Source organism: Roseateles sp., assembly GCF_044373315.1.
In the GTDB taxonomy this organism is placed as follows: domain Bacteria; phylum Pseudomonadota; class Gammaproteobacteria; order Burkholderiales; family Burkholderiaceae_C; genus JACDQM01.
Genome location: NZ_JBILQK010000011.1, coordinates 1 through 26,717, shown reverse-complemented (window position 1 = coordinate 26,717; position 26,717 = coordinate 1). Strand labels below are relative to the sequence as shown.

22 protein-coding genes and 1 pseudogene are annotated in these 26,717 nt (G+C 69.0%); 10 read left to right on the top strand and 13 right to left on the bottom strand.

The genetic code is table 11. The annotated features are described in order from the left end of the window. Positions 1 to 52: 52 nt before the first annotated feature. The gene (locus tag ACIQ67_RS04665; RefSeq protein WP_397533192.1) at positions 53 to 1,405 is read right to left on the bottom strand and encodes a glutamine synthetase family protein; all 1,353 of its coding nucleotides are present in this window, start codon (positions 1,403 to 1,405) and stop codon (positions 53 to 55) included. A gap of 17 nt (positions 1,406 to 1,422) precedes the next feature. Further along, positions 1,423 to 2,427 (bottom strand): annotated as a pseudogene (locus ACIQ67_RS04660) (aldo/keto reductase). A gap of 104 nt (positions 2,428 to 2,531) precedes the next feature. On the opposite strand from ACIQ67_RS04660, the gene ACIQ67_RS04655 reads away from it, so the two are divergent. The 4 genes from ACIQ67_RS04655 (at position 2,532) to ACIQ67_RS04640 (ending at position 7,099) form a co-directional block, all read left to right on the top strand. Beyond that, a complete protein-coding gene (locus ACIQ67_RS04655; RefSeq protein ID WP_397533191.1) occupies positions 2,532 to 4,457 on the top strand; it encodes a B12-binding domain-containing radical SAM protein in 1,926 nt (641 codons plus the stop codon). A gap of 132 nt (positions 4,458 to 4,589) precedes the next feature. Continuing rightward, positions 4,590 to 5,570 carry a hypothetical protein gene (locus tag ACIQ67_RS04650; RefSeq protein ID WP_397533190.1) on the top strand — a complete coding sequence of 327 codons (981 nt, stop codon included), beginning with the start codon at positions 4,590 to 4,592 and terminating at the stop codon, positions 5,568 to 5,570. A 75-nt stretch (positions 5,571 to 5,645) separates the two neighbouring features. After that, positions 5,646 to 6,209: an isochorismatase family protein gene (locus tag ACIQ67_RS04645; RefSeq protein WP_397533189.1), complete on the top strand. Its 564-nt coding sequence runs from the start codon at positions 5,646 to 5,648 to the stop codon at positions 6,207 to 6,209. Continuing rightward, positions 6,206 to 7,099: a tetratricopeptide repeat protein gene (locus tag ACIQ67_RS04640; protein WP_397533188.1), complete on the top strand. Its 894-nt coding sequence runs from the start codon at positions 6,206 to 6,208 to the stop codon at positions 7,097 to 7,099. Before ACIQ67_RS04645 ends, ACIQ67_RS04640 begins: the two co-directional genes overlap by 4 nt. Before the next feature lie 38 nt (positions 7,100 to 7,137). Here ACIQ67_RS04640 and ACIQ67_RS04635 read toward each other — a convergent pair whose 3' ends face one another. The 3 genes from ACIQ67_RS04635 to ACIQ67_RS04625 all read right to left on the bottom strand — a co-directional run bounded on the left by ACIQ67_RS04635 (position 7,138) and on the right by ACIQ67_RS04625 (position 12,005). Further along, positions 7,138 to 7,569: a hypothetical protein gene (locus ACIQ67_RS04635; protein WP_397533187.1), complete on the bottom strand. Its 432-nt coding sequence runs from the start codon at positions 7,567 to 7,569 to the stop codon at positions 7,138 to 7,140. Positions 7,570 to 7,611: 42 nt separating this feature from the next. Continuing rightward, complete coding sequence (locus ACIQ67_RS04630) at positions 7,612 to 8,685, bottom strand: porin (protein ID WP_397533186.1); 1,074 nt, start codon at positions 8,683 to 8,685, stop codon at positions 7,612 to 7,614. 341 nt (positions 8,686 to 9,026) lie between these two features. Next, the gene (locus ACIQ67_RS04625) at positions 9,027 to 12,005 is read right to left on the bottom strand and encodes a two-component regulator propeller domain-containing protein (protein ID WP_397533185.1); all 2,979 of its coding nucleotides are present in this window, start codon (positions 12,003 to 12,005) and stop codon (positions 9,027 to 9,029) included. A 292-nt stretch (positions 12,006 to 12,297) separates the two neighbouring features. Between ACIQ67_RS04625 and ACIQ67_RS04620 the strand changes: the two genes are divergently transcribed. After that, positions 12,298 to 12,618, top strand: coding sequence for a DUF2322 family protein (locus ACIQ67_RS04620; protein WP_397533231.1), 321 nt, complete (start codon positions 12,298 to 12,300; stop codon positions 12,616 to 12,618). A gap of 8 nt (positions 12,619 to 12,626) precedes the next feature. Here ACIQ67_RS04620 and ACIQ67_RS04615 read toward each other — a convergent pair whose 3' ends face one another. Then, a complete protein-coding gene (locus tag ACIQ67_RS04615) occupies positions 12,627 to 13,217 on the bottom strand; it encodes a TetR/AcrR family transcriptional regulator (protein ID WP_397533184.1) in 591 nt (196 codons plus the stop codon). A gap of 101 nt (positions 13,218 to 13,318) precedes the next feature. Between ACIQ67_RS04615 and ACIQ67_RS04610 the strand changes: the two genes are divergently transcribed. From ACIQ67_RS04610 to ACIQ67_RS04595, 4 genes are all read left to right on the top strand, one after another. Next, complete coding sequence (locus ACIQ67_RS04610) at positions 13,319 to 14,164, top strand: metal-dependent hydrolase (RefSeq protein ID WP_397533183.1); 846 nt, start codon at positions 13,319 to 13,321, stop codon at positions 14,162 to 14,164. A 98-nt stretch (positions 14,165 to 14,262) separates the two neighbouring features. After that, positions 14,263 to 14,655, top strand: coding sequence for a VOC family protein (locus tag ACIQ67_RS04605; RefSeq protein WP_397533182.1), 393 nt, complete (start codon positions 14,263 to 14,265; stop codon positions 14,653 to 14,655). Positions 14,656 to 14,776: 121 nt separating this feature from the next. Then, complete coding sequence (locus ACIQ67_RS04600; protein WP_397533181.1) at positions 14,777 to 15,469, top strand: response regulator; 693 nt, start codon at positions 14,777 to 14,779, stop codon at positions 15,467 to 15,469. 1 nt (position 15,470) lies between these two features. Beyond that, the gene (locus tag ACIQ67_RS04595) at positions 15,471 to 16,778 is read left to right on the top strand and encodes an ATP-binding protein (protein ID WP_397533180.1); all 1,308 of its coding nucleotides are present in this window, start codon (positions 15,471 to 15,473) and stop codon (positions 16,776 to 16,778) included. Between the two features lie 15 nt (positions 16,779 to 16,793). On the opposite strand, the gene ACIQ67_RS04590 is transcribed toward ACIQ67_RS04595, so the two are convergent. Further along, positions 16,794 to 17,381, bottom strand: a complete 588-nt coding sequence (locus tag ACIQ67_RS04590; RefSeq protein WP_397533179.1) for a glycine zipper 2TM domain-containing protein — start codon at positions 17,379 to 17,381, stop codon at positions 16,794 to 16,796. Between the two features lie 270 nt (positions 17,382 to 17,651). Here ACIQ67_RS04590 and ACIQ67_RS04585 point away from each other — a divergent pair, with 270 nt between their 5' ends. After that, complete coding sequence (locus ACIQ67_RS04585; protein ID WP_397533178.1) at positions 17,652 to 18,563, top strand: hypothetical protein; 912 nt, start codon at positions 17,652 to 17,654, stop codon at positions 18,561 to 18,563. Positions 18,564 to 18,640: 77 nt separating this feature from the next. Here ACIQ67_RS04585 and ACIQ67_RS04580 read toward each other — a convergent pair whose 3' ends face one another. The 6 genes from ACIQ67_RS04580 to ACIQ67_RS04555 form a co-directional block, all read right to left on the bottom strand. Continuing rightward, positions 18,641 to 19,264, bottom strand: coding sequence for a GNAT family N-acetyltransferase (locus ACIQ67_RS04580; RefSeq protein WP_397533177.1), 624 nt, complete (start codon positions 19,262 to 19,264; stop codon positions 18,641 to 18,643). 74 nt (positions 19,265 to 19,338) lie between these two features. After that, a complete protein-coding gene (locus ACIQ67_RS04575) occupies positions 19,339 to 19,677 on the bottom strand; it encodes a hypothetical protein (protein ID WP_397533176.1) in 339 nt (112 codons plus the stop codon). Between the two features lie 21 nt (positions 19,678 to 19,698). Next, a complete protein-coding gene (locus tag ACIQ67_RS04570) occupies positions 19,699 to 20,340 on the bottom strand; it encodes a DUF2238 domain-containing protein (RefSeq protein WP_397533175.1) in 642 nt (213 codons plus the stop codon). 34 nt (positions 20,341 to 20,374) lie between these two features. Further along, positions 20,375 to 20,932 (bottom strand): GNAT family N-acetyltransferase, encoded by a 558-nt coding sequence (locus ACIQ67_RS04565; RefSeq protein ID WP_397533174.1) that lies wholly within the window; start codon positions 20,930 to 20,932, stop codon positions 20,375 to 20,377. A 4-nt stretch (positions 20,933 to 20,936) separates the two neighbouring features. Continuing rightward, positions 20,937 to 22,571: an alkaline phosphatase D family protein gene (locus tag ACIQ67_RS04560; RefSeq protein ID WP_397533173.1), complete on the bottom strand. Its 1,635-nt coding sequence runs from the start codon at positions 22,569 to 22,571 to the stop codon at positions 20,937 to 20,939. Continuing rightward, positions 22,571 to 26,662 carry an alpha/beta fold hydrolase gene (locus ACIQ67_RS04555; protein ID WP_397533172.1) on the bottom strand — a complete coding sequence of 1,364 codons (4,092 nt, stop codon included), beginning with the start codon at positions 26,660 to 26,662 and terminating at the stop codon, positions 22,571 to 22,573. Before ACIQ67_RS04555 ends, ACIQ67_RS04560 begins: the two co-directional genes overlap by 1 nt. Between the last annotated feature and the right edge of the window lie 55 nt (positions 26,663 to 26,717).

Below are 26,717 nucleotides of genomic sequence, written 5' to 3'. Positions count from 1 at the left end.
GCAGGTACGGCAAGCCAGGGCTACGACGCCAGAAGGGTTTTGTCAGCCGCTCTCAGGCCTGCGGCAGCAGATAGCGGCGTTCCCACTCGCTGATCTGGCCCAGATAGCTGTCGTACTCCAGGCCCTTCACCGCCAGATAGGCTTGCACGAAGCCGGCGCCCAACAGGCGCGGCGCGGCGGCGCTGGCGGCCATGCGTTCATGCGCGACGACAAAGGTGCGCGCCAGCTGGTGCGCGTGGTCGTAGGCATTGCCGGTGATGGGGTCGGTGGGTGCCAGCCCCTCCTCGATGCCGGCGAGGCCGGCCGCCAGCGTGGCGGCAATCGCCAGATAGGGGTTGGCATCCGCGCCGGCAATGCGGTTCTCGACCCGCCGCGCGTCCGGGCCGCTGAGCGGAATACGCAGGCCGGTGGTGCGGTTGTCCAGGCCCCAGTGCAGATTCACCGGCGCCTGGCTGCCCGTCACATAGCGGCGGTAGGAGTTGATGAAGGGCGCGTAGACCAGCATCAGGTCCGGCATATAGGCCTGCAGGCCACCGATGTAGTGTGAAAACTCGGGGCTGGCGCCGCCATCGGCCTGGGTGAACAGATTGCGCCCGGCCGCGTCCAGCACGCTCTGGTGCAGGTGCATTGAGCTGCCTGCTTGCCCCGCGATGGGCTTGGCCATGAAAACCGCGTTCAGCCCATGCTTGAGCGCCACCTCCTTGGCCGCGTACTTGAACAGGAAGGCCTGATCCGCCACCGCCAGCGCGTCGCCGTGCATCAGATTGATCTCGTACTGGCTCTGGCCGACCTCATGGATCCATGTGTCGCCGACGATACCCAGCGAATCGATGGCGGCATGGAACTCATCCCAGAACGGCGCCAGCTCATTGAGCATATTCATGCTGAAGGCCGACTGCCCGGCCTCGGCTCGGCCACCACGGCCCACCGGCGCGGCCAGCGGCTGTGCGGGGTCGGTGCAGGCCGCCGTCAGGTAGAACTCAATCTCCGGCGCCACCACCGGCGTCAGGCCGCGGGCGCGGTAGCGCTCCAGCACCTGCTGCAGCACCGAGCGCGGCGCAAAGGCGCAGTGCTCGCCATTCAGCTCCATGCAGTCGTGAATGGCCAGATAGCGCGGCTGCGTGCTCCAGGGCACGCGCCGGAGCGTGCCCATGTCGGGCACGAGGCGAACATCGGGGTCGGCGTCCGGGAAGATCGGATCGTAGGAATACTCGCCGGTGACGCATTGCATCGGGATGGCCTGCGCGATGCGCAGTTCATTGCCCTTGGCAAAGCTGGCGGCCGGCATCAGCTTGCCGCGCGGGTAGCCCGAGACATCCGGGAACAGGCATTCGACATCGCGCACGCCCTCGCGGCGGAACTGTTCGGCCAGGTCGGCGCCACCGGCGCGCGCTGCATCGCTCATCAGGAAACCCCTGCTAGTCAGGCCTTGATTCTCGCCTCGAAGGGATAGGCTGGATCGGTGTAGCCGGGCGTCGACGGATGGCCGGGCGGCACCAGGCGGTCGACCAGGGCCTCGTCCTCGGCATCGATGCGGCAGTCCAACGCAGCGAAGTAGTCCTGTCACTGCACCAGCGTGCGCGGCCCCGCGATCACCGCGCTGACCGCGCGATGCGCCAGCACCCAGGCGGTGGCGAAATGCGTCAGGCCGACGCCCTTGCGCTGGCAATGCTGCTGCAGCGTCTGCGCGATCTGCAGCGATTCCTCGCGGAATTCGGTTTCCATCATGCGCTTGTCGCCACGGCCGGCGCGGGTGCCCGCGGCCGGCTGCGCACCCGGCGCGTACTTGCCTGACAGCACGCCGCGTGCAATCGGGCTGTAGGGCACCACGCCCAGACCGTGATGCGCGCAGGCCGCCAGCACCTCGACCTCGGGCTGGCGGTTCAGCAGGTTGTAATAGGGCTGGCAGGCCACCGGCGCCGGCAGGCCCAGCGCGCGCGCCAGGTGCACGGCTTCGGCAATGCGCCAGCCGCGGAAATTGGACAGCGCCCAGTAGCGGATCTTGCCCTGCTGCAGCAATGTGGCCAGGCCCTGCAGCGCCTCCTGCAGATCGAGGTCGAGAAAGTCGCGGTGCAGGTAGTAGATGTCGATGTGGTCGGTGCCCAGGCGCTGCAGGCTGGCCTCGCACTCGCGCAGCATCCAGCTGCGCGAATAGCGTGATTCGTTCGGCCGCTCCGACATCTTGTTGCCGATCTTGGTGGCCAGCACCCAGTCGTGGCGGCGGCCCTTCAGCAGCTCACCCACCATGCTCTCGCTGCGGCCCAGCGAGTAGACATCGGCGGTGTCGATGAAGTTCACGCCCTGCTCGGCCGCATGGTCGACGATGGAGCGCGCCTCGGCCAGCTCGGTCTGGTCGGCAAACATCATCGTGCCCAGGCACAGCGTGGACACCTTGAGCTGGCTCTTGCCCAGCGTGCGGTAGCTCATCGTCATCGCGATCTCCTCTCGAATGGTCTGTGCATGCTAGCGGCAGAACAGGAAAAACAACCTGGCCGGGCACAATGGCAGCCTTGCCCTCCCCGCCGCCATCCATGTCCGCTGCATCGCTGCGCGTGCTGAGCCTCATCCCGCCGATGACGCAGCTCAACACGCCCTACCCGTCCACCGCCTACCTGACCGGCTTCCTGCGTTCGCGCGGCGTGGACGCGCGCCAGCAAGACCTGGCCCTGGCCCTGGTGCTGCGCCTGCTCTCGCGCGCCGGCCTGGCCCAGCTGCGCGAGGCGGCCGAGGCGCTGCCGCCGGCGCGGCACAGCGCCCAGGTGCAGCAGTTCCTGGCCGAGTACCCGCGCTACGAAGCCAGCATCGAGCGCGTGATCGCCTTTCTGCAGGGGCGCGACGCCACGCTGGCGCACCGCATCAACACCCGCACGCTGCTGCCCGAGGGCGCGCGCTTCGCCACGCTGGATTCCTATCTGAGCCATGAAGAAGGCGAAGACCCGCTGGCCTGGGCCTTCGGCGCTCTCGGCCTGCAGGACCGCGCGCGCCATCTGGCCACGCTCTACCTGAACGACCTGGCCGATGTGCTGCGCGATGCGGTGGATGAGCGCTTCGAGTTCGTCCGCTATGCCGAAAAGCTGGCCACCAGCCAGCCCAGCTTCGACCCGCTGGCCGAGGCGCTGGCTGCGCCGCCCAATCTGGTGGACCGCACACTGCACGACCTGACCCTGGCGGCGCTGGACGAGCACGCGCCCGATGTGGTGCTGCTCTCAGTGCCCTTCCCCGGCGCGGTTTATGCGGCGCTGCGCATCGCGCAGACGATCAAGCGCGCCAATCCGCGCATCGTCACGGTGCTGGGCGGCGGCTTCGTCAACACCGAGCTGCGCGAACTGCGCGAGCCGCGCGTGTTCGACCATATCGACTACATCACGCTGGACGCCGGGGAGCGCCCGCTGCTGGCGCTGCTGGAGCACTGCCAAGGCAAGCGTTCGAAGCAACGCCTGGTGCGCACCTTCGTGCGCGATGAAACAGGCCAGGTGCGCTACATCAACTTCGCTGGCGAGCCGGAGATTCCCTTCGACGAAGTGGGCACGCCCACCTGGGACGGCCTGCCGCTGGACCGCTATCTGTCGCTGCTGGACATGCTCAACCCCATGAACCGGCTGTGGAGCGACGGGCGTTGGAACAAGCTCACCGTGGCACATGGCTGCTACTGGAAGAAGTGCAGCTTCTGTGACGTCTCGCTGGACTACATCTCGCGCTACGAAGCGGCCTCAGCCGAGGTGCTGGTGGACCGCATCGAGGCGGTGGTGGCCGAGACCGGCCAGACCGGCTTCCACTTCGTCGACGAGGCTGCGCCGCCCAAGGCGCTGAAGGCGCTGGCGGCCGAGCTGCAGCGGCGCGGCAACCCGGCCATCAGCTGGTGGGGCAATGTGCGCTTCGAAAAAACCTTCACGCCCGCGCTGGCCCAGCAGCTGGCCGACAGCGGCTGCATCGCCATCTCCGGCGGCCTGGAAGTGGCGAGTGACCGGCTGCTGACGCTGATGAACAAGGGCGTCTCGGTAGAGCAGGTGGCGCGCGTCACCAAGGCGTTTGCCGATGCCGGCATCCTGGTGCACGCCTACCTGATGTACGGTTTCCCCACGCAGACAGTGCAGGACACGGTCGATGCGCTGGAGTATGTGCGCCAGCTATTCCTGAACGGCTGCATCCACAGCGGCTTCTTCCACCGCTTTGCCTGCACTGTGCACTCGCCCGTGGGCCAGCGCCCGCAAGACTTCGGCGTCAGCCTGCTGCCGCTGCCCGACAGCCCGTTCGCGATGAACGATGTCGGCTTCGTCGATCCCACCGGCGTGGACCACGACCTGCTGGGCCGCGCGCTGAAGAAGGCCATCTACAACTACATGCACGGCATCGGCCTGGACCAGGACGTGCGCCAGTGGTTCGAGGAGATGCGCGTGCCCAAGACCACCGTGGGGCGGCATCGGATCGCCAAGGCGCTGGCAGCTGCGGGGCACTAAAGCGCGCCCGCCCGGGCCGTGAGAAAGCGCACGGGGCCGCGTCAGGCTTCGGGTAGTTCCTGAGCTGGCGATGCCGGCGCCTGGCATACCGTTCGCGCGCGGCAATTCACGCCGCAGGAGGATGCCAACTTCATGCACGCCCACGCGCTTTCGATCAAACGCAAACGGGGTCAGGTCTTGCTCGGTGCGGCCCTGCTCGGCGTGGCCGCCGCTGTGGCCGCTCAGCCAGCGGCGCCCCGCATCGGCGCCATCGTGCCGCAGAGCTGGCCCAGCCCCAGCCAGGCGCAGGAGATCCACGAGGGCATGCTGCTGGCCCTGAAGACCTTTCCGATCAATCCGACCCCGACCCTGGTGCTGATGGACAGCGGCTGCGATGCCGCCAAGGCCGAGGCCAGCGCCAAGGCACTGGCGGCCGCCAAGGTCGACATCGTGCTGGGCGGCTGGTGCGTGGTCGGCACGGCGCCCGCCGTGCTGGGCCAGGCCGGCATCCCGATGGTGTCGAGCAATGCCGAGCGCTTCGCACTCGGCGATCTGGTGCTGCAGACCGGCCGCGTGGCGCCGCGCGTGGCGGAGACCACCGCCGCGACGCTGCGCCGCGAGACCGGGCTGCGCGTCACCGCCGGCGGCGCCTGCTGGATGGACTTCGCCCCCGAGCTGTCGACCAAGTTCGATGCCGCGCTGTGCCCCACGCTGAGCCCCGACAAGTCGCGCTGGCCCGAAGTCGAAGCGCTCTACACCGCGGCCTTCCGCAAGCCCTTCACCACCTCGGCCGCGCGCGGCTACGCGGCGATGGAGCTGGGCCTGGCCTATCTGAAGAAGCGGCGCAGCGGCGCCAAGCCCGCCGCGGCTCTGGCCGAGGCCCGGCAGACCCAGACGCTGCTGGGCCCCGTGCCTGAAGCCGACGCGGCCACGCCGCAGCAGGCCATGCAGCTGCTGTTGACGGCCAAGCTGCCGCGCCTGGCGCCGCGCGAGACACAAGCGCTGAACGCCATGCTGAAGACCAAGGCATGCGCTGCAGGCGCAGCGGCCGGTGACGGCGATGCCAAATGGCGCGAACTGCCCTTCGAGCTGGCCAGCTGCAGCGCAGCGCGGCCACAGCTGGCGGCGCGCTGACGGCGAGGCTGGCTGGCCGACAATGGTCAGTCAGGGCAGCCCTCGCTGCATCACTCTCTCGAAAGCGCACCCCTCATGGCCACCATCCGCCCCGGCAGCAAACAAGTGTTGATGATCGTCGACGTGCAGGTCGGCGTGATGGTCGAGGCCTGGGAGCGCCAGCCCGTGATCGCCCGCATCGCCCATGCGGTGCAGAAGGCGCGCGCCGCCAGCGTGCCGGTGGTGTGGGTGCAGCACAGCAATGACGAGCGCCTGCCTCAGGGCAGCGCAGCCTGGCAATGGGTGCCCGAGCTCCAGCCCGGCAACGACGAGGCATGCATCCACAAGCGCTACAACTCGGGCTTCGAGGACACGCCGCTGGACGCGCTGCTGGCCGAGCTGGGCGCGGCCCACATCGTGCTGGCCGGTGCGATGACCAATGCCTGCATCCGCGCCACCGCCTATGCGGCGCTGGAGCGCGGCTATGACCTGACGCTGCTGGAAGATGCCCACACGACCGCCAGCTTCGATGTCGGCGACGGCCGCAGGCTGGACGCTGCCCAGGTCGTGCTCGACCTCAATCTCTCGCTGCGCTGGCTCCGTTATCCGGGGCGCCGCAACGCGGCCGTGGCGGTGGACGACTTCAGCTTCGCGGCATGAAGTTCAGCCGGGTCAGCGTGCTGGCACTGGGCCTGCTGGCCGCGCTGCCCGCAAGCGCGCTGGACATCCAGGCGCTGTGGGACTTCCGCCAGCCGGCCTTGAGCGAGCAGCGTTTCCGCGCCGCGCTTGCGACGCTGCCACCCGCCAGCGATGAGGCCCTGATCCTGCAGACGCAGATCGCGCGCAGCTTGGGCTTGCGGCGTGATTTCGAGGCGGCGCGCCGCCTGCTGCGCGAACAGGTCGAAGCGCACCTGCCCAAGGCCGGCGCCGAGGTCCAGGTGCGCCATGCGCTGGAGCTGGGTCGCAGCCATGCCTCGGCCACCCACACGCCCGAGCAGCTGACGCCCGAGCACAAGGCCCTGGCCCGCGCCGCCTTCGAACGCGCACTGCGCCTGGCGCGCGAGGCCGGGCTGGACGCTCTGGCGGTGGACGCGGTGCATATGTTCGCCTTCGTCGACCAGGCGCCGGCCGAGCAGGCGCGCTGGGCCGAGCAGGGGCTGGCCATTGCGCTGGCCTCCAGGCAGCCGCAGGCGCGCCGCTGGGAGGCTTCACTGCGCAACAACCTGGGCCTGGCCCTGCACCGGCAGCAGCGCTTCGCCGAAGCCCTTGTGCAGTTCCAGCAGGCCTCGGCGCTGCGGGCCGAACAGGGCGACGCCCAGCGCGAGCGCGTGGCGCACTGGATGGTGGCCTGGACGCTGCGCAGCCTGGGCCGCATCGATGAAGCGCTGGCGATCCAGCTGCGCCTGGCCCGCGAAAACGAGGCCGCCGGCACGCCGGATGCGTTTGTCTTCGAGGAGCTGGAGCTGCTGTATCAGGCGCGTGGCGACAGCGCCCTGGCCGCTCAGGCGGCGCTGCGGCGCGCCGAGGCTGCTGCTGCCGCAGCGCGCTGAAACAGGCCGGGCGCGCCGCCCCGGTGCGTCAGCAGCCGCTAGTCAATGACCAGCACCACTTTCACCGTGTTGTCGACCGCGGACTTCTCGATGTATCCGATCGCATCGACATTGCCCGCCACATGCTTCTTCACATCAGCCGCGCTGGACAACTCCTTGGGCGGCGAGGCCTTGCCGGAGAAGGTCAGGCGCGCCCAGGCGGCCTTCACCTGAGCGGCGGTCTTGCCCGCAGCCTTGGTGTAGAACAGCTCCCTCACCGCGCTGGCATCCGGCAGATCCGCCGGTTGCGCCAGGCCCGCACCTGGCAAGGAAGCCGATTTGCCCAGGAACACCGCCGCCGCCTGCTCAGACGTCAAGGCGGTGAGCGGGCTCTTCGGGTTGACGATCACAGCAACCTGCGCAAAAGCCGAGAGGCTGCAGCCCAGCAAGAGCGCAGCGGCCACAGTCCGGTATCCAAGTCCGTCCATCATCGGGTACTCCTCAAACTGAATCGATGGCTCGATGCCATGGGCTCAGAACACGACATCGTAGGTCGCGCTGAGCAAGCGCGAATTGCCGACATAAGCCGGCGCGCCCTGGTCGCGAACACGGTCGAACTGCAGCTTCAGGGCACCGCCCTTGTGCAGTTCGTAACGCAGGGCAAGCAGCTCGCTGCGCAGCTTGACCGGGTTGTAGCCAGAGCCCGCCGCAGCGGTTTCGCGATAAGCGCTGCTGCCGCCCGTCAGCGTGAAATCGCCGAGGCGGTAGCCGACCGTCGCCAGGTAGAACTTGGCCTTGTAGCCGATCAAGTCGCGATCCGAGCTGCCGAACTCGGTCCGGATGACCCAGTTGCCCACATCGCCGTTGAGTGCCAGGCCCAGAAAGCTCTGCCGCGGGCCGGAAGGGTCGACCTCCACGGCGCCCGTGGCGCGATCAATCTGGCGGAACTTGCTCCGCACATAGCTCAGGCGCCCGGAGAACCAGTCGTAAGAGACTTCGACCGCGGCCCCGCCGATGCCGCTCCAGCGCACATCCTTGGGATCGTTGACGACCATCTTCGAGTAGGCGTTGTCGCGGCTGTTCTCGCTGCCCAGCAGCAGCTCGCTGCGCACCGAAAGCTCGCCGAAGTTGCTGCTGTGGCTGAGGCTTGCGCCGTTGTAGTTGACGACATCCCAGCCATAGACATCCGGGCTCGGACGCACGGTGTTGTAGGCGTAGCCGATGTCCTGAAAGTCGGAGTAGTAATACAGCGGCAGCCGCTTTCGGCCCAGCTGCAGCGTCAGGCTCGGGCTGAACTTGTAGCTGAGGTAGGCCCACTCGAGGTTGAGATGCTGATCTTCCAGGGCCCGCGCCGTGACCTGTGCGGTGGCGCTGAGCTCGGGGCTCAGCCGCAGCGTGCCCTGCAGGCCGGCGCGGGACTCCTGCTTGGCACTCCAGGTATCCCGATAGACACCCGCATGGGCCCAGTCAGCGATGAAGCGGGTGCAACCCAGGTTGTAGCGGTCTGACAGCGCGCCTTCGGTGCAAGCGCCGGAGCTTCGCCCCAGGGCCAGCGTGGCGAAGCCGCTGTAGCTGAAGTCCAGCGCCAGGCTGTGTTGCGAGGCCACGCTGCCAAGCACGGCAGCGGCCCCGATCAGGGCCCTGCGAAGCCGGGGCGTCGCGCAATGATTTCCCTTGAAACGCATCCAATCCTCCAATCCTGCAAGAGGCGGTCGGCTCCCAACGGGGGAACGCAAGACCGAGCGATGTTTCTGGAACTCCCTGGTGACGCCCTGGCGCATGTCCGAGGCGAGGGCACGTTGTTCATCACAGCGCGCCGCTCAGTGCATCTTGCCATCGGGCAGGCAGGCTGAGCATGGATTCAGGCGCTGCCCCGATGGTGCTGCAACAGTGGACTTGCAATGCAGCGTGAAATATTGCTCAGCTTGCGAGTCGGGCTGATCGCCCTTCAGCGCACCCGGTTGCGGCCGGCCTGCTTGGCCTGGTAGAGCGCCGCGTCGGCCTGCTCCAGCAGGGCCTCGACGCTGCCGTCCTGGCCGGGCACGCAGGCCGCCACGCCCAGGCTCAGCGTCACCACCGGCGCCACCGGCGAGTCGGGATGCGCCAGCGCCAGCGCCTCGCAGCCGGCGCGGATCTGCTCGGCCAGCGCCAGCGCGCCGGCACGGTCCACGCCGGGCAGCAGCACGACGAACTCTTCGCCGCCATAGCGCGCCGCCAGATCGCCGGCGCGTGCCACCGCCTGCGTGAAGACGCCGGCCACGGCCGCCAGGCAGCGGTCGCCCTCCGGGTGGCCCAGCAGATCGTTGTAGCGCTTGAAGGCATCGATATCGGCCATCACCAGCGCCAGCGGCGTGTGGGTGCGGCGCTCGCGGCGCCACGCGTTGTCCAGCGCTTCGTCGAAGCGGCGGCGGTTGGCCAGGCCGGTCAGTGAATCGACAAAGGACAGGCGCTGCAGATGTTCGTTGGCCAGGCGCAGCTCTTCGGTGCGCTGCGCCACCAGTCGCTCCATCTCGGCCTGCCTGGCGTGCTGATGGCGCGCACGCAGACGCTCGAACAGCACGATGCCCGCCACCGCGGCCAGCAGCATCAGCGCGATGAACCAACGGGTTTGGTAGAAGTGCGGCTGCACTGTGATGTCCAGCGGCGCCGAGGGCTCGCCCCAGTTTAGGCCGCCATCGGTGGAGGCCGCCACGCGGAAGCGGTAGTGGCCATGCGGCAAGGCCGGAAAGGCCGCCTCGCGGTTGCTGCCGGCTTCGACCCAGTCGCGTGTCAGGCCTTCGAGCTGGTAGCGGAAGCGCACGCGCTCGGCATAGAGCAGCGTCATCGCGGTGTAACGCAAGGTCAGCGGCGCCGCATCGGGCGGCAGCACGATGCCGGCGTTGGCCACGCGAGCCACGCCGTCCAGCACGACAGGCTCGATCCGAACGGCCGGTGCTGGGCCTGCCCCCGGCAGTCGAGCCGGGTCGACGATCACCAGTCCGTTGGCCGAGGGCAGCCAGAGCCACCCGCGGCTGTCGACCGCGCCCGCTGGCTGCAGGCCGCCGGCAAAGGTGGTGCCGCGCAGCGCATCGCCGGGGCCGTAGCCCACCGAGCTGACCTTCTTGATGCGGCCCTGCGCGAAGGCATCCAGCTCGGCACGCGCCACGCGGAAGAAGCCGCGGTTGCACGTCATCCACAGATTGCCGGCGCTGTCTTCCAGAATGGTCTGCACCACGCCGTCCCACAGCCCGTCGGCACTGCGTATCGATTGCAGCTGGCCATCGCGCAGACGGTTCAGGCCTTCGCCATTGGTGCCGATCCACAGCGTGCCATCGGCATCCTCATGCAAGGCCATGATCCAGTTCGACAGCAGGCCATCGCCCGTCGTCAGTGTCTTGAAGCGGCCTTCGCGATAGCTCACCAGACCACCGCCGGTGGTGCCCAGCCACAACGTGCCGCTGCGGTCCTGCAGCATCGCCACCACGCCTTCCTGCGGCAGGCCGGGAGCCTGCACCGCCTCGAAGCCCTGGCCGTTGAAACGCGCCAGGCCGGCGCGCGTGCCCACCCACAGCGTGCCGCTCCGGTCGCGCAGCACCGAGCGCACCTCGACGCCGGGCAGGCCCTGCTCGATGCTGAAACTGTCGATGCGGCCGGTGCGCAACCGCGCCAGCCCGGTGGTGTAGCTGCCGATCCACAGCGTGCCATCGGCGTCCTCGTGCAGGGCCGACACCTCGTCTGTCGGCAGGCCGTCCTTCTTGCTCAGCGTGCTGATGCGCTCGCCTTCGATGCGGCTGAGACCGCCGCCCGCCGTCGACACCCAGCTCACACCGCCGCGGCCATGCAGCACCGCACGCACGTTGTCGTGCGCCAAGCCTTCCGGCGTGCCGAACACGGTGAAGGGGCGGTTACGCAGGCGGTTCAGCCCGCCCACCCAGGTGCCCACCCAGACGCTGCCCTCGCGGTCGCTGAGGACGGACCAGATCTGGCTGCCGGCCAGACCTTCGGCGCTGGAGATCGCGCTGAAGCGACCGTCCTCGGCGTTCATGCGCACCACGCCAGCACCCCAGCTGCCGATCCACAGCGCACCCTTGGCATCCCGCGCCAGCGCCGTCAGATGGTCGGTCGGCAGACCGTCGGCCACGGTGTAGACGCGCTGGCCACCGGGCGTCGCATGCACCAGGCCGCCGCCGGCCGTGGCGGCCCAGACGCCGCTGTGCGGATCGGCCAGCACATGACGCACCTGCAGATGCGGGAAGCCGGTGTCCGGATTCAGGATGCGGAACTGGCCGCCTTTCTCCAGCGCGACCAGGCCGCCGCCGCTGGTGCCGATCCACAGCACGCCCTCGCGGTCGAAGGCCAGGCTGCGCAGCCGCAAGGTCGGCAGGCCGTCGGCCATTTGGTAGCGCTTGACGAGCTTGCCCTCGCGCAAGTGCATCAGCCCGTTCTCGCTGGCGGCCCACACTGAGCCGTCGCCCGCCTGCGCAAACGCCCAGACACGCCGGCCGGCGGTCTGCTCGGTGCTGATGACGCTGTGGAAGCTGCCTTGGCGGTAGACCAGTGCGCCTTTGCTGTGGCCGATCCAGAGCTGCTGCTCGCGGTCTTCCATCAGGCCGAACACCGGCTGCGAGGCCACATCGGGCGCCTGTGTTGCATCGACGCTGGTGAAGCGCACGCCGTCGAACCGCGCCAGGCCGCCCGCGGTGCCGATCCACAGATAGCCGTCGCGGGTCTGCAGCAAGGCCTGCACGGTGTTGAGCGGCAGGCCTTGCTCGGTCTGCCAGCTGTCGATCTTGTACTGCGTCAACGCCTGCGTCGGCCCGCCCAGGCCCAGGCTGCTCGCTGGCGATGTGGCCGACACAGACGACTTGGGCGGCTCGGCGGCCTGCGCGGCTGACACCATCAGCCACAGCGCCAGCAGCCAGCCCAGTGTGGGCAGCGCTCGTTTCATCGCCAACCTGCCGTAAAACGAATCGTGCGAAAGCCTTGCATGGGCGCTGTCAGGGTTCGGGGCTCGTAGCAAAAGGAAGTTGACACAGCATAAGGGAGAAAAGCAGGCCTTGGCCTTGCCGCAGCGTGGCGGCTGGGCGAGCGGCGAGCCGCGCACACGTAGGCTACCCGAGCCTGAGCCGCCAGCGCCCCGGCACGACAGTGCAAGCGTGCAGTGGGTCACGCCCGCCCAGCGGCCCAGCTGACATGCCAGGACAATGGCGGCCATCCCAACCTTGCACGCTGCGCTGACCATGGCCTTCGCCGACACGCTAAAGCAACTCCCGCCCGCGGCCCATCTGGCCGAGCTGCATCTGCTGGACGCCGCCGGCGAGTGGGTAGCGACGATAGAAAACAAGCCCGGCAAGGCCGGCGCGTTGGCCGTCTATGCGGCCTTGGCCGCGCGCCATTGTGGCCATATTGACGCGGCGGCCGCCGAAGAAGGCCTGCGCCTGTTCGCCGAACACACCGAGGCCGCACGCGCCCATCCGGGCAGCCATCCGAACATAGACCGCCTATTCGACATCATCGCCAGCGGCAAGCGTCTGGCAGTGAAGCTGGTGCCGGCGCTGTAGGGCCAGCGCTAGCGCGGCGCTGCATCGCCCGCCGCCGATGCATCCACCACCGCGCGCACCAGGCGCGAGGCCGGCGCCGTCAGCGCGGGCAGGCCCGCCACCGCGTCGGCCTCCACAGCCTGCAGCACCCATTCGTGGATGCCGCCAACGATGGCTAGCGCCAGCGGCTTGGGCAGGCTCGGCCCGGCCACTTGGACGATGAAGTCAGCAAAGGCCTCGGCCGACTGGCGCCGCACCGCAAGGCCGCGCGGCCCCAGCGCCATGATCTCGACGAACAGCGTGCGCAGCAGCGGCGGATTGCTCGCCAGCGTGGCGAAATAGGCGCCCAGCGCCTGGTCGAGCTGGTCGTGCCAGTCGCGCGCCGGGTCGATGGCGGCGCGCAGCACCGCGAAGGACTGGCGCGTGGCGCTCTCGTACAGCGCCAGCAGCGCATCGGCCTTGTCGCTGAACTGCTCATAGAAGCTGCGCTTCGAGACGCGCGCCTCGGCCACCAGGTCGGCGATGGTGGTGGCCGCATAGCCCTTGCTGGCGATGATGGCCGCCAGCGCGTCGAGCAGGCGCCGCCGAGTGTCCTGGATCGGATCGGTCAGGGTATTCATGCTGAGGCGCATGGTACTTGACAGTACCAGCCATGCCACCCAAGATCGCGCATTGGTACCCGGCAGTACCAAGCCCCAACAACAGAGCTGAGGAACAAGCCATGGCTGAACTCATCGTGCGTCGGTTGCTGGTCGACCTGCAGACCCCGCTGCCGCGCCACTGGAACGGCGGCGACGCCTTCCGCAGCGCGATGTTCAACGCGCTGTCGATGAGCTTCCCGGTTGGTGAGCAGTTCTTCATCGACTCGATGCGCCTGGGGCTGAAGCAGCTCGACGAGGCCGGCCACGCGCGCTTTGCCGACGAGGTGCAGGGCTTCATCGGCCAGGAGGCCACGCACCGGCGCATCCACGCGCTGTTCAACGAACACCTCGCGCGCCAGGGCCTGCGCAACCACTGGGAGCCGCGCGCACGGCGGCGCATGCAGCGCCTGGACGGCGTGGACCCACGCATCTGGCTGGCCGCAACCGCCGCCACCGAACACTTCACCGCCATCCTGGCCGAGTACCTGCTGTGCCACGAGACGCCGCTGGCCGGCGCCGAGCCGCGGCTGCGCGATCTGTGGCTGTGGCATGCCAGCGAGGAGAGCGAGCACCGCAGCACCGCCTTCGACCTCTACCGAGCGCTGGGCGGCAACGAAGCCTGGCGCCGGCGCCTGTTCTGGCTGGTGTCCTGGCACTTCAGCTGCGACCTGCTGCGCCAGACACTCAACAACCTCTGGCACGACGGCAGCTGGTGGCGGCCTTCCACCTGGGCCAGCGCCTGGCGCATGACCTTCGGCCGCGAGGGCTTCGTGCGCTGCACCCACAAGGCCTGGAAGGCCTATCTGCGCCCCGACTTCCACCCCTCGCAAGGCGACGGCGAGCCCGGCCTGCAATGGCTGGCGGCGCATGGCGACATCGCGGTGCCGGTGCGGCAGACGCCGGGGGCGGCCACCGCACAGGGCTGAGGCTCAAGCGCCTGCACCCCGCCGCCGGACTGCGCAGATTGCCGCCGACACCGTTAGCATCGACAGCCTTGGACAAACAACCCTGAGGAGACAAGGCCATGTTCAATCACGTGATGGTGGGTTCAAACGATATCGAGCGCTCCAAGCGCTTCTACGACGCGGTGCTGGGCGTGCTCGGCGCCGGCGAGCCGGTGCGCAACCAGTCGGCCACAGGCCACACCCGGCTGTTCTACCGCCACGAAGGCAGCACCTTCGGCGTGACCGAGCCGATCAACGGCGAGGAAGCGACCTACGCCAACGGCGGCACGCTGGGCTTCAAGTGCAACTCGGCCGAGCAGGTGCGAGAGTTCCATGATGTGGCCGTGGCCCATGGCGGCACTTCGATCGAAGGCCCGCCCGGCCTGCGCGAAGGCGCCATGGGCGCCTTGCACCTGTCCTATGTGCGCGACCCCGACGGGCACAAGCTCTGCGCGATCTATCGCCCCAAGTGAGTGCCGCGGTGCCGCAGGCGCATGCGCATTCGCTGGCGAATGAGAAAGACATGCGGCACCCGCTGCTGCGGACCAGTGCAACCGGGGTTGAAGCGCAGCGCTTTTGCCTACACTCGCCAGCATGGAATCCGCCCGCATTCTGCTGATCGAGGACGATGAACGCCTGGCCGAACTGGTGGCCGAGGCCTTGCGCAAGGCCGGCTATGCGGTGCAGCACTGCGCCGACGGCCTGGAGGGCGAGCGCCTTCTGCGCAGCCAGGCTTTCGAGCTGGTGCTGCTGGATGGTCATCTGCCCGGCAAGGATGGTTTTGAGGTGCTGCGCGATGTGCGCCGCGACTACAGCGGCCGCATCGTCATGCTGACCGCACGCGACGACGACATCGACCAGGTGCTCGGCCTGGAGGGCGGCGCCGACGACTACATCACCAAACCGGTCGCCCCGCGCGTGCTGCTGGCGCGCATCAAGGCTTTGCTGCGCCGCGACACCGCCGCAATTGCAGCCGCGCCGAGCGACACCTTGGTGTTCGGCGCGCTGGAGATCAAGCCGGCGGCACGTGATGTGCGCCTGGCGGGCGAGCGGGTGGAGTTGAGCACGGCCGAGTATGAGCTGCTGTTCTTCATGGTTGAGCGGGCCGGCCAGGTGGTGACGCGCGACGACATCATGCAGGGCCTGCGCGGCCTGGAATTCGATGGGCTGGATCGCGCCATCGATGCACGCGTCTCGCGCCTGCGCAAGAAGGTCGGCGACGATGCAAACGCCCCCTCGCGCATCAAGACGGTGCGCGGCCAGGGCTATCTCTTTGCCAAGGACTGAGGTGCGCTTTCGCGCCCCGATGTTGCGCGTGGCCCTGGGCTTGGGGCTGGCGGTACTGACGCTGGTGCTGCTGGTGCAGTCCTTGGTGCTGCTGGCAGTGGATGGCGTGACTGATGACTATGTGCGCCGCTTCATGCGCGGCACGGTGGACATGCTGGTGCGCGACCTTGCCGCCCTGCCCGAGGCGCAACGCCGCCAGCGCGTGCTGCTGCTGGACGAGCTGTTTGCCTACCCCGTGGCGATCGTGCCCAGCACGGAGTTGAGCACCGCGCAGCTGGAAGTTGTGGCGACCGGCGGCCTGGTGGTGCAAGGCTTCAACCGACGCATCTATGCAGCCGTGCCGGGCGAGCCGGGTCAGCTGCTGCGGCTGGGCCCCCTGAACGCCGACTGGAACCCGCATGCGAGGCTGCAGCTGCCACGCGAGATCTGGCTGCAGCTGGCGGCCGCGTTGGGTCTGGCGCTGGCCGTGATGGGCATCGCCTGGTGGCTGCTGCGCCCGATCTGGCGCGATATGCGCGCGCTGCAGCACGCCGCAGACGAAATGAGCGCGGGCCGCTTCGACACGCAGATTCCCGAGCCACAAAGCCGCCTGTTCGCCCCCATCGCCGCCGGCGCGCGCGCCACGCTGGCCCGCCTGGCCGCCGCCTTGGCCGCGCAGCGCGAACTCACCGGGGCGGTGTCTCACGAGCTGCGCACCCCGCTGGCGCGCCTGCGCTTCGCCATCGATGCGCTGGTGGACGAGGACGATGCCGCAACACGCGAGCGCGCCGTGCAGGCCTGCGAACGCGATATCGAAGAACTCGACACCCTCATCGATACCAGCCTGATGCTGGCGCGCCTGGACATGGGAGCCCTGCAGGCCCAGCCCGAGCCCGGCGATCTACAGGTCTTGCTGGAGCGGGAGGCGCACAGCCTGGCACCGCTGCTGGGTGGCAAGCAACTCGCCACCGAGCTTCGTCTGCCGCCCTCGCTCAGCTTCGATGCGCGCTTGATTCCCTACGCGCTGCGCAATGCGCTGCGCAACGCCGCCCGGCATGCGCGCTCACGCATTCTGCTGTCGGCCTGGGTGCATGAGGGCCAGGTCTTGCTGGCGGTTGATGACGACGGCGAGGGCGTGCCCGAGGCCTTGCGTGAAGCGGTGTTCCAGCCCTTCAAGCGCCTGAACCGCGTCAAGGAGCGCGGCAGCCGGGGCTTTGGCCTGGGGCTGGCCATCGTGCGGCGGGTGGCTGAAGCGCATGGTGGCAGCGCGACAATGGGCGCCGCCCCGCTGGGTGGTGCGCGCTTGTTGCTGCAATGGCCGCTGACCTGAGGGCTGGCTGGACGATCAGATCGGCGTGACGCCGTGCGAGACGGTCAGCTTGAGCCACTCGCCCGGATGCTGCGGCAGGTTCACCGTGTACTCCTGCCCCTGGTAGGCATAACGCACCGTGTAGTCGCGCACCTGCTCGCGCCACTGCGTCACCGGGCGGCACACCTGGACCTGCTGGTTCACATAGCTGGTGCTGCCCGCCTGTTCGGCCATGTTCTTGCCGATCAAGGCGCCGGTCGCGCTGCCCGCCGCAATGGCCACATGCTTGCCCGTGCCCTTGCCCACCTGGCTGGCCAGCAGGCCGCCGGCCAGCGCGCCAAGAACCGCGCCGCCCGTCCCGCTGCTGCCAGCCGTGCTCACCGGCACCTGCTGGGTTTCGTAGCTGCATTGCTGGCGGGTCTCGCTGATGCGGTCCAGGTTGGGCGTGGCCGAGAGCACACGCACCATGGTGCTGGGCTCGGCACGGCGCTCGCCGGTGCCCCAGCTCTGCGCCTGCGCTTCGTTGACGATCACAGAGAACAGGCTCAGCGTGATTCCGACAGCCACGATGAGTGCGGCGCCGCGGGCCGAAGTGGTGAGCGTGGCGGTGTTGGGCTTGGACATGAGGGGTCTCCGTTTGGGTTGATGTGTTGACGGATCGAATTGTCGAAACTGCCACCGCCGCTGTCTGTGCTGCTCGCGTACGGCCTGTGTGACGGTCTGTGACAGCCCCGATGGCGGCGGCTGTACAAAACCTACACAGACATGCGGACCCCGCGCTCCTACACTTTTTCATCGCTGTCCACATTGCCTCGACGCAGTGCGACGCACCGGCCGCACAACGCCGCCGCACCCGAAACCCCACCCGCCTTTCAAACGCCTCCGAGGAATTCCATGAACACGCACGCCGCCCAGATCGCCTCCAGCCCCCGTCATCGCCCGCTGCTGCTCGCGATGACGCTATCGGCCGCTGCCGTGCTCAGTGCCTGTGGTGGCGGTGGTAGCGGTGGCACCGAAGTGATCCCTCCCCCGCCCGTCAACGCGGCCGAACTGGCGGTTCTGGTGAAGCCGATCGCCAACCCGGTCCCTTCGGGCAGCCTGCAGACCATGGCCACCGTCAAGCTCAGCAATATCGGCAAGGGCGTGGCTGGCACGACCGACTTCAACATCACGGCCGACGCGGTGCTGCAAGACCTGAAGGTGGTCAACTGCAAGTCTGACAACGCCGCCTCCGCCTGCCCGGCCACGGGCTCGCGCATGACTGTCAGCAATCTGCAGCCCGGCGCTTCGCTCACCTTCGATCTGGTTGGCATGGTCAAACTGGGCACCAGCAGCACGGTGAATGTGGCGGCGTCCGCCAGCACCAGCAATGGCGGCCACATGTCCAGCAGCAGCCAATCGGTCGGCTTCAAGGCCTACAGCGTTGATGTGGCGGTGCAGGCCACCGGCCCCAGCACATCCGTTCCGCCCGGTGGCGCCTTTGCCTATGTGCTCACGGTGAGCAACAAGGGCCCGGACGCGTCGACGGATGCGCGCCTGGGCATCGATCTGCTGAGCAATCCCGCGGCCAGCGCACCCACGCTCGGCACGATCACTTGCAGCGCCTCCGGTGGAGCCCTGTGCCCGACGGAACTGAAGGTGGGGGTGATGGAACTTCCGAGCCTGCCCAAGGATGGCACCCTGGTGTTCACGCTGCCCTACCGTTTTGCACCGGGCGTCACACAAGGCTTGCTGTTCAACACCAGCGTGCGGGCCAGCGCCGACACCGACAACCGCAACGACAGCGTGCTGATCATGACCCCCTGATTGCACGCGACTGCCGCGCAAACCCTGACCCGAGGAGCGCGGGAAGTTGAAGCGTTTGCGGTCGGGCCCCGCCCGACTCAGGGCAAGTTGGACCCCGGCTGATCCCGCGGCGCCAGGCGCAGGTAGTCATCGAGCCCCGCACCGGCCTGCAGTGGCTTCAGCCGCACGCTCAAAGTGTTGATGCGCCCGCCCGTGTCCACGCCTTCTCGGGTGCGCAGCTCTGCGTAGCCCTGCCGCGCCCAGAAGGCCTCGGCCCGCGCATTGCCCTGCACCACACCCAGGCGCAGCCAGCGCGCGCCCTGGCCGCTCACCCAGGACTCCAGCGCCTGGTAGGCGGGCGCCGCAATGCCTTGACCGTGCAGCGGTGTCGCGATCAGGAACAGCGACAGGTGCCAGACCTGCCGGGCCACCAGGTCAGACACCACGATGGCCACACCTCCGAGAGGCGCATCGGGCTGCTCGTGCAAGCGCAGGCCGATGAACCACTGGCGGCTGAAGCTCATGTGCGCCGGCGGGCGCTCCTCGAAATCGATGCGTGCATCGTCCGGCCCCGCAGGGTGGCCGTTGATGGTCTGGAAGTAGAAGGGGTTGGCGTCGTAGAAGGCCTGCAGTTCAGGCAGCTCAGCCTCGGTGAGCTCGCGCGCCTGCAGATCGGCCGTCTGGAACAGCAGGGGCTGGGTGGAAGTGCGGGTGGTGTTCATCGTGACTTCGATTCTGCGACGCGCCAGGACGGCGCGCCGACCGGATGATCCCCGAGCCACGCACGCCGCAGGCCCTAACGATCCCAATGGAATTTGTGCAGCACCCGGTGCGCAACTGGCGCAACGATCAATCCGGCAACGATCAGGAACACAAGTCCGGCATAGAGCGCATAAAGCCCCGCGAAGACCTTGCCCGCATCGCTGCGCGGCGCGTCCACCGGCCCCATGCCGCCCAAGAGCATGGCCGCGTTGAGGAAGGCGTCGCGCCAGGCCAGGTTCTCGAAATGCATATAGCCGCCCATGCCCAGCGCCAGCGACGCCAGCAGCAAGGCTGCCCCGGCGCCAGCGTGCAAGAGCACCCGGCGCATGAAGCGTTCAGGCGGTATCAGCGGCTGGTGCTTGGCCTCGTACATGCCGTTTTCTCTTCCGATGAGCTAGCGCGAAAGCGCGGCAATCTGCCGGTCCTGCAGCCGCGTGAACAGGAGCAGGGCCACGCCGGCACCGATCAGCGCCAGGAACATGTCGGACTGCGTGTCCCAGGGGTCGCCCTGGGTGCCCAGGAATTCGTCAGCGCCCTGGCCCAGAGCCAGCGCCGCGCCCCATTCGATCAGCTCATAGCTGGCGCTGATCGCCAGCACGACGCAGACGCACAGAAAGGACAGCATGCGCCGGCCCTGCACATAGGCGCCGCGCAGCAGGATCTCGCGCGCCACCAGGGCCGGCACGAAGCCCTGCATGAAGTGGCCGATCTTGTCGTAGGGGTTGCGCTGCAGCTGCAGCCAGTCCTGCAGCGCAAAGCCCAGCGGCACGCGCGCATAGGTGTAGGCGCCGCCCAGCATCAGCACGCAGGCGTGCACAAAGATGCAGACATACAGCAAGCTGCTGAGCGGAAAGCGACGGTAGCTGGCCCACAGCAGCGGCAGCGCGATGAAGACGGGCGCCACCTCCATCGCCCAGGTGGCGCGGTCGTAAGGCTGCCAGCCGGACCAGGCCAGCAGGCCCAGCAGCAGCAGCGAGGCCAGCAGCAACAGCACCGGCAGGTCGGCGCGGGCAGACGAGGGGGCAGCGGGATTCATGCGTGCATGCTAGCGGCTGGGCGCCGGGGCTGGATCAAGGCGCAACGATGGAGAAGATCGAGGCAGACACCGGCTCACCATGCAGCAGCAGCCGTTTGCGTGCCAATGCCTCGAACGTGGCACCGCATTTGAGCGCCACGCGCTCGCTGGCGGCATTGCCCACCGCGACCACGATCTCGATGCGATGCAGCGCGAGCATGCCGAAGGCCAGCTGCGTCAGTGCCGGCACACAGCGCGTCGCAATGCCCTGCCCTTGTCGCGACTGCCGCACCCAGTAGCCAAGGTTGCAGTAGCGATGCTGAAGGTTGATCAGGTTCAGGCCGACACCGCCCACCAGCTCGCCGCTGGCGGCATCGAAAACACCGAATTCGTAGGCGCTGCCAGCCTCGCGGCCGCTGCGGCATGCGGCAAACCAGGCCAGCGCCGTCTCCGCGCCGAAACCGGCGTGACACCAGGGCATCCAGCGCCCGACCGTCTCCACAGACTCAAGCGCTGCAGCCGCAAAGGCAGGCGCATCGCTGTCCACAAAGGGCCGCAGCAGCAGGCCCGGCACATGGATTTGCTGCAGATCGTCCAAGGTTTGCTCCGTCATCACCTCAACTCAAATCCAGCACCGCATCCGCAGCCGGCAGCACCGCGCCCTCATGCAAGGGGCGCTCGGCCCGGTCGAACCACAGGCGCAGCGTAGCGCCTTCAGCCTGCAGCAGCGCAAAGCCGTCGCCGGGGCAATCGTGCCAGGCGCTCACCGTGCAGCGCAAGACCTGACCCTCGGGGCCGGGGAAGTCGAAGGCCTCGGGCGCAGCCAGGGCCTCGGCGGGCGTCACCGCAAAAGGCCAGGGCGCATACAGCGCCGAGCTGTGGATGGAGTGCAGCTGCACCGCCCGCTCGGGCTCGGCGCCATCGGCCCGGCGGATGCTGGCGCTGATGAAGCCGGAGCGGTGCTCGTCGCCGGAAAGAAAGACGACATTCGAAGCCCGCTGCCGCCACAGCTCGCCCAGCAGCCAGTGCAGCGAGGCTGGGTAGCCGTCCCAGGCGTCGGAGTGCAGCGCGCTGGCCGCGTGCTCGGCTGTGGCCAGGCGACGCGGCAGCAGCATCGAGCCGGTCAGCACGAAGCGCGGTCGGCCGGCTGCCGAGCTGTGCGCCAGCCAGGCGGCGAAAGCTGCGCGCTGCGCGCTGCTGATCATCTGCGCGCGCAGCAAGCGCGCCAGCGGCCGCGGCTCGCGTTCGGTCCGTGAGTCGCCGATGAAGAAGCTGGCGCCGCGCCAGTCGAACGGATGCCAGAAGCGCTCGAACAACCCTGCGCGTGCGCCAGGCTCCCAGCGCGCCGCCCAGGCCGCGGCGAGAGCCTCCTCAGCCCAGGGCCCGCGGTCCCAGCGGCCATCGGCAAGCAGCTTCGGCTCCCAGTTGTCGATGATCTCGTGGTCGTCGGGCGCATGGACGATGCGCTCCAGCGTCGACGGCAGATGGCGCACCAGGCCGGCCTTGAACGCGCGGTAAGGCATGGCATAGCGGTCCACGCTGTTGGCCGCATCGGCCACGCCGCCGCTAGCATCGCCATAGATCTGGTCGCCCGCAAGCAGCAGCAGCGACACCGCAGCACCGGCCGGATGGCCGCGCGTAAAGGCCAGCAGCCGCGCCAGCGATGCATCGGCCGGCCCGGCGCGGCGCGGGTCGATCTCGGCGCCCTGCAGTGTGTCCAGCAAGCCCGGCGGGAACTGGCAGGCGGCCAGCACAAAGCTCAGCTTGCCTTCCTCCGGCGCCTCGGCCGGGCGGGTGACGAAGGCATGGCGCAGCGCCACCAGACCGGCGGCCAGCGCGCTGCGCAGCGCGGTTTCGAGGTCCGGCGTTTCGTGCAGGCCTTCGACACGCTGTTCCCGCTCGTCGGCATAGACGAACAGGCACAGCAGGCCGGAGCCCGCTTCGGCAGGTAGCCAGCGGGCGGGCAAGCTGCTGCGCAAGGCCGCCCCCGGCTCGCCGGGCTGCGATTCAAAAGGCTGAAGCTGCACCTGCTGGCTCAAGGGCTTCAGCGGGTCCAGCGGTACATAGCGCCCGGCCTTTGCGTCCTCGCGCACAGGCAGCCAGGCCCAGGCACGCGGCCAGCCGAGCTCGGGGCGCAGCGCGGTGAGCACGCGCAGCTGATCGCCCCCTTCCTCCTGCGCCTGGCGCTCGATTACGCGCTCGACGCGGTGCAGCGGCGGCGCCGCGCTGCGCAACTCATGCAGCCGGGCCATCAGGGTTGCTCCTCGAACAGGAAGTCCAGCACATGGACGAAAACCTTCTCGCGCACATGGCGGCCGATCAGGCAGTCCTGGTGACCATGACCGTGGATCACCTTGAAGCGGTAGCGGCCGGGGGCCAGCTGCTCGTAGAGGTCTTTCGTCAACTCGCCGCTTTCAGCCTGGCACAGGCCGTTGTCCTGGCCGTGGATCGAGAGGATGGGAAAGGCTTCCAGCTGGGCCAGCACCTTGGCCATGTCGTCGAGGTAGAGACTGGCGCCGCGCCAGTCGGTGATCTCGTTGACGCGCGCGAAGTGGATGGCCTGCGCTACCGTGTCCATGTTCAGCGGGCCGAAGAGGTCGTCGATGAAGTCGAACACCGGCTGATCCACATTGGTGATCGCGAAGTCACGGCCATAGAGCATGTCCATGCGGTGGCGCGTCGCCACCCAGGGCGTTTTCTTCAGGCTGGGAAAGGGCGGGTTCTCGAGGTCGAACTCGGCGTCCGGATAGGGCAGGCTGGACAGCAGGCGGTCGATCAGCTGATCCTGCAGAGTGCGCTGGCCCTCGGGTCGGAAGGCGAAATCCTGCAGCATCGGCAGCCAAGGCCGCAGATAGAGCATCAGGTGCGCGCGCAAGGCGTTGGTGGGTGACATGATCATCTTGGGCGTCACCTGCGAGATCACGAGGCGGCGGATCGGATGCTCGTGCATCAGCTTCTCGCGCAGCGCGAAAAAGTGCTCGATGCCCTTTTGCTCCCTGGGCTGCAGCAGCGCCATCTGCAGCATCACCGAGCCCATGCAGTGCGCGAAGACATCGATCTTGTCGCGGCCGGTGGCGCGGCGCACCGCGTCCACGGCAACCGGAATGTCGTTGAGCGCGCACTCCTCGAAGGTCCAGGGCAGCTTGGCGCTGTCCAGGCCCGCGCTGGTGCGCATGTCCAGCACCCACACATCGAAGCCCGCATCCCACAGCAGCTGGGCCGGACCAGGCTGCACCGAGTGATGCGCGAAGGTGGTGCCGCTGGCGCTGTAGCCGTGGATCATCAGGATAGGCTGGCCGGCGGCCCAGCGCTCGCCGTGCCCCGCCGGCGCCACGCGCTGGTCCTGGCGGTAGCGCGTCAGGCGGATGTGCACGGGCTCGTCGTCATCGCCGCGCGGCTTGCGGCCCACCGGGCGGCGCTGCTGACCCGCCTCGCCGCGGCGGCCGACGGCGATCTCGCTGATCTCCGGCGCGGGCAGGCCCGGAACCGCGCCAGGCAGGCGCTCCGGCTTGCGCGGCGGCGCTTCGTCAGGCAGGCGGAAGGTCCAGACGTGCACCTGGAGCAGCAGCCGCGTGACATAGGCCATCAGCTGGCCCACATCACGGATCACGCTGGGCAGGTCCTGCGCGCGGGTGATGCGCAACAGCGGCTGGCGTTGGCGCGCCAGGTAGTAGAGGTCCAGCTCCAGCACCGGCGCCGCGCGGCCCTTGGGCGCACGCAGCGGGCCGCTGACATCCAGCGTCAGCGTGCTGAGCTGCTTCCAGGGATTGCCGCGGCGTGTGTAGCTGATGCGCTTGCCGCCCTGCAGCTGCAGGCCTTGCAGCGGCCGTGCCCAGGCCGGCGTGGCGGCGCTCTCGCCGATCTCCAGCGTGTAGTCCATGCGCCGCACCTGGCCGGCATGCGAGGCCAGGTTCCAGGCGTGGACGGCCTGCGTCTTCACTCGATGCCAGACCGAGGCCTGGCCGGGCCTGGGCGCCTGGCGCTGGGCCCAGGCATCCTGCAGCGCGAACAGGCTGTCGCGCCAGCCACGGTTCAGAAACCAGGCCAACAGGCCGCGCCTGCGGCGCTGCCAGGCACTGCTGGCCTCACGGTGGAACACCGCCAGCTCGGCGCTGCGCAGCGGCGCGATCCAGCGTGCGTCGGCATCGGCACGTTCGGCGTGCATCCACAGCTTGCCCTTGCCGCGTGCGCTATCGGCCTTGACCACCATGTAGTGCCCCGGCGCATCCGGGTCGGGCCAGGCGTCGAACAGGCGCAGCCGGCTCTGGCCGTCATCAGCGCAGCGCAGCCGCCGCTCAGGCCCGGCCTTGAGCAGCTGGCGCAGGGGCAGCGGCTCATAGACGAAGGTCAGCTCCAGGTACTTCACCTCGCCGCCCGGCGCGCCGGGCAGGCGCACGAAGCCGCCCAGGCGCTCGCGCAGCTCGGCCTCGGTGGGCTGCTGAGCGGCCGCGCGGTCGACCGGGATGGGGCGGAACACGAGCCGCGGCGCGGGCTTGGGCAGAGGGCTGCTGTGCTGCGTTTCCTGCCAGCCCCAGACGCGGCGTAGCGTGGCCTGCGCGCGCAAGGCCAGCGCGGTGATGGTCAGCGCCGGGTTGACGCCCAGCGCGCCGGGCACGATGGCGCCGTCCAGCACCACCAGGCCCTCGTGCACCGCGCTGCCGCTGCGGCCGGCATAGACGCGGCCGTATTCATCGACCACGCCGCGCGTCGCATCGTCGCCCATGGCGCAGCCGCCCAGCGGATGCACGCTGAGCATCGGGCCTTTCTGATCGTCGATCAGCAGGGCCATCTCGGCCGGCAGCAGCCGCCACATCGGGTTGGGGATCAGGTGTGCGCCTTGGCGCTGCAGGCGTTGTTCCAGCCAGTCATGGCGCTGCTGCACCGCGGGGTCGTCGCGCGCGCCGGGCCAGTGCACCGTCAAGGCCCCGGTTCGCTCGGCGGCCTCGGGCAGGCGCAGCTCGCCGCTGGCGCTGTCCAGGCCCATGATGGCCAGCGGCAGCAGGCGCCGGCTGCGCTCGGGTCGGATCGTCAGCGCATCATCGAAGGAGAAGCCGGCCTGATGGCGCGCGGCATCGCCGCCGGCCAGCGATTCCAGCGTCTCGGCCAGCGCGAAGCCTTCCTCGAAGGTCCAGCTCAAGGGACCGGGCACGGCCAGGTCCTGCACGATGAAGTGGCTGCCATCCAGCGCGGCGCCGCGTGCGTCCAGCATCGCAGTGATGGTCGGGCCGGCCTCGCGTGCATTCGGCGCCTGCTGCTCGTCGGCCAGCGCGTGCAGGTCCACCGGCGCTTCGACTGCGGCGGCGATCAGGTCGCCGTTGCCGCTGAATTGGCGGCCCAGGCGATCAGACAGCGCCAGGCCGCCGGCATCGCGCGAGCGCATCAGGATCTCGGTGGAACCCAGCGTGCCGGCGGCCAGCACCACGCGCCTTGCGGTCAGTGCCGTCGGCCCGCTTTCGCGCCGGCGCAGCGCCTCGCTGCTGTGCTCGACCCACACGCGCCAGCCCGTCACGCCGGACGGCTCGAGCCGGACCACGCTGGCCCCGCTGAACAGGCGCACACCACGCTGCTGCGCCTGCACGAGCAGGCTGGTGTCCAAGGACTGCTTGGCGCCATGGTTGCAGCCGGTGGCGCAGTCGCCGCAGGCGACGCATCGACTGAGGTCCAGGCCGGCGGGGCTGAGCGGCTGCGCATCCAGCGCCACCGTGATCGGCACGCGGCGCACGGGCGCCTGGGCACCATCGGCCAGGCTGGCGAAAAAATCGGCGCGGCGCGGCTTGAAGCCGGCCAGGCGATCGATGGTGTTCGGCTCGCCCTGCGCGTCCAGGCTGCCGAGCGCGCGGCCTGCATCCTCGTACCAGGCGCGCATCTGGGCCGGGTCGCGGCGCAGGCTCGCGGGCCAGTGCGGCGCGGTGAACACCTCTTCGCGCGCAGGCAGCATCACGCCGGCATTGATCAATGAGCCGCCGCCCAAGCCGCTGGCCTGCACGACCACCATATCGGGGCCGACGCGCAGATCGAAGAGTCCGTCGCCGAAGCCCATGGGCTGGCCCGAGGGGCCAACTGTGCGCACATGGCCGGTCAGCTCGGCAAAGTGCTGCGGAAAGCTGCCGGGCAGGTATTCGCGGCCGCGCTCCAGCACCGCGATGCGCAGCGGCTGGCCCTGCTCGTCAGTGCAGCGCGAGAAGCGCTCGGCAGCGACCGCGCCGCCATAGCCGCTGCCAACGATGAGCAGGTCGAAGTCAGGCTCGGCTTCCTGCGGCGGCGCGCTGGCACGTTCAAGCAGCAGCGCCTCCAGCGGCTCGCTCAGCCAGCGGGAGGCCCGGGAGGCGGATGCCGCGGGCATCAGGCCGGATGGCTTTCGGTACGCGCGTCCTTCAGCGCCGCCAGCATCCCCGCCA

What these genes read in the sequence shown, in the direction of transcription:
- ACIQ67_RS04665 (WP_397533192.1), bottom strand. Translation starts at nt 1,405, where the DNA reads ATGAGCGATGCAGCGCGCGCCGGTGGCGCCGACCTGGCCGAACAGTTC.
- ACIQ67_RS04655 (WP_397533191.1), top strand. Translation starts at nt 2,532, where the DNA reads ATGTCCGCTGCATCGCTGCGCGTGCTGAGCCTCATCCCGCCGATGACG.
- ACIQ67_RS04650 (WP_397533190.1), top strand. Translation starts at nt 4,590, where the DNA reads ATGCACGCCCACGCGCTTTCGATCAAACGCAAACGGGGTCAGGTCTTG.
- ACIQ67_RS04645 (WP_397533189.1), top strand. Translation starts at nt 5,646, where the DNA reads ATGGCCACCATCCGCCCCGGCAGCAAACAAGTGTTGATGATCGTCGAC.
- ACIQ67_RS04640 (WP_397533188.1), top strand. Translation starts at nt 6,206, where the DNA reads ATGAAGTTCAGCCGGGTCAGCGTGCTGGCACTGGGCCTGCTGGCCGCG.
- ACIQ67_RS04635 (WP_397533187.1), bottom strand. Translation starts at nt 7,569, where the DNA reads ATGATGGACGGACTTGGATACCGGACTGTGGCCGCTGCGCTCTTGCTG.
- ACIQ67_RS04625 (WP_397533185.1), bottom strand. Translation starts at nt 12,005, where the DNA reads ATGAAACGAGCGCTGCCCACACTGGGCTGGCTGCTGGCGCTGTGGCTG.
- ACIQ67_RS04620 (WP_397533231.1), top strand. Translation starts at nt 12,298, where the DNA reads ATGGCCTTCGCCGACACGCTAAAGCAACTCCCGCCCGCGGCCCATCTG.
- ACIQ67_RS04615 (WP_397533184.1), bottom strand. Translation starts at nt 13,217, where the DNA reads ATGAATACCCTGACCGATCCGATCCAGGACACTCGGCGGCGCCTGCTC.
- ACIQ67_RS04610 (WP_397533183.1), top strand. Translation starts at nt 13,319, where the DNA reads ATGGCTGAACTCATCGTGCGTCGGTTGCTGGTCGACCTGCAGACCCCG.
- ACIQ67_RS04605 (WP_397533182.1), top strand. Translation starts at nt 14,263, where the DNA reads ATGTTCAATCACGTGATGGTGGGTTCAAACGATATCGAGCGCTCCAAG.
- ACIQ67_RS04600 (WP_397533181.1), top strand. Translation starts at nt 14,777, where the DNA reads ATGGAATCCGCCCGCATTCTGCTGATCGAGGACGATGAACGCCTGGCC.
- ACIQ67_RS04590 (WP_397533179.1), bottom strand. Translation starts at nt 17,381, where the DNA reads ATGTCCAAGCCCAACACCGCCACGCTCACCACTTCGGCCCGCGGCGCC.
- ACIQ67_RS04585 (WP_397533178.1), top strand. Translation starts at nt 17,652, where the DNA reads ATGAACACGCACGCCGCCCAGATCGCCTCCAGCCCCCGTCATCGCCCG.
- ACIQ67_RS04580 (WP_397533177.1), bottom strand. Translation starts at nt 19,264, where the DNA reads ATGAACACCACCCGCACTTCCACCCAGCCCCTGCTGTTCCAGACGGCC.
- ACIQ67_RS04575 (WP_397533176.1), bottom strand. Translation starts at nt 19,677, where the DNA reads ATGTACGAGGCCAAGCACCAGCCGCTGATACCGCCTGAACGCTTCATG.
- ACIQ67_RS04570 (WP_397533175.1), bottom strand. Translation starts at nt 20,340, where the DNA reads ATGAATCCCGCTGCCCCCTCGTCTGCCCGCGCCGACCTGCCGGTGCTG.
- ACIQ67_RS04565 (WP_397533174.1), bottom strand. Translation starts at nt 20,932, where the DNA reads ATGACGGAGCAAACCTTGGACGATCTGCAGCAAATCCATGTGCCGGGC.
- ACIQ67_RS04560 (WP_397533173.1), bottom strand. Translation starts at nt 22,571, where the DNA reads ATGGCCCGGCTGCATGAGTTGCGCAGCGCGGCGCCGCCGCTGCACCGC.
- ACIQ67_RS04555 (WP_397533172.1), bottom strand. Translation starts at nt 26,662, where the DNA reads ATGCCCGCGGCATCCGCCTCCCGGGCCTCCCGCTGGCTGAGCGAGCCG.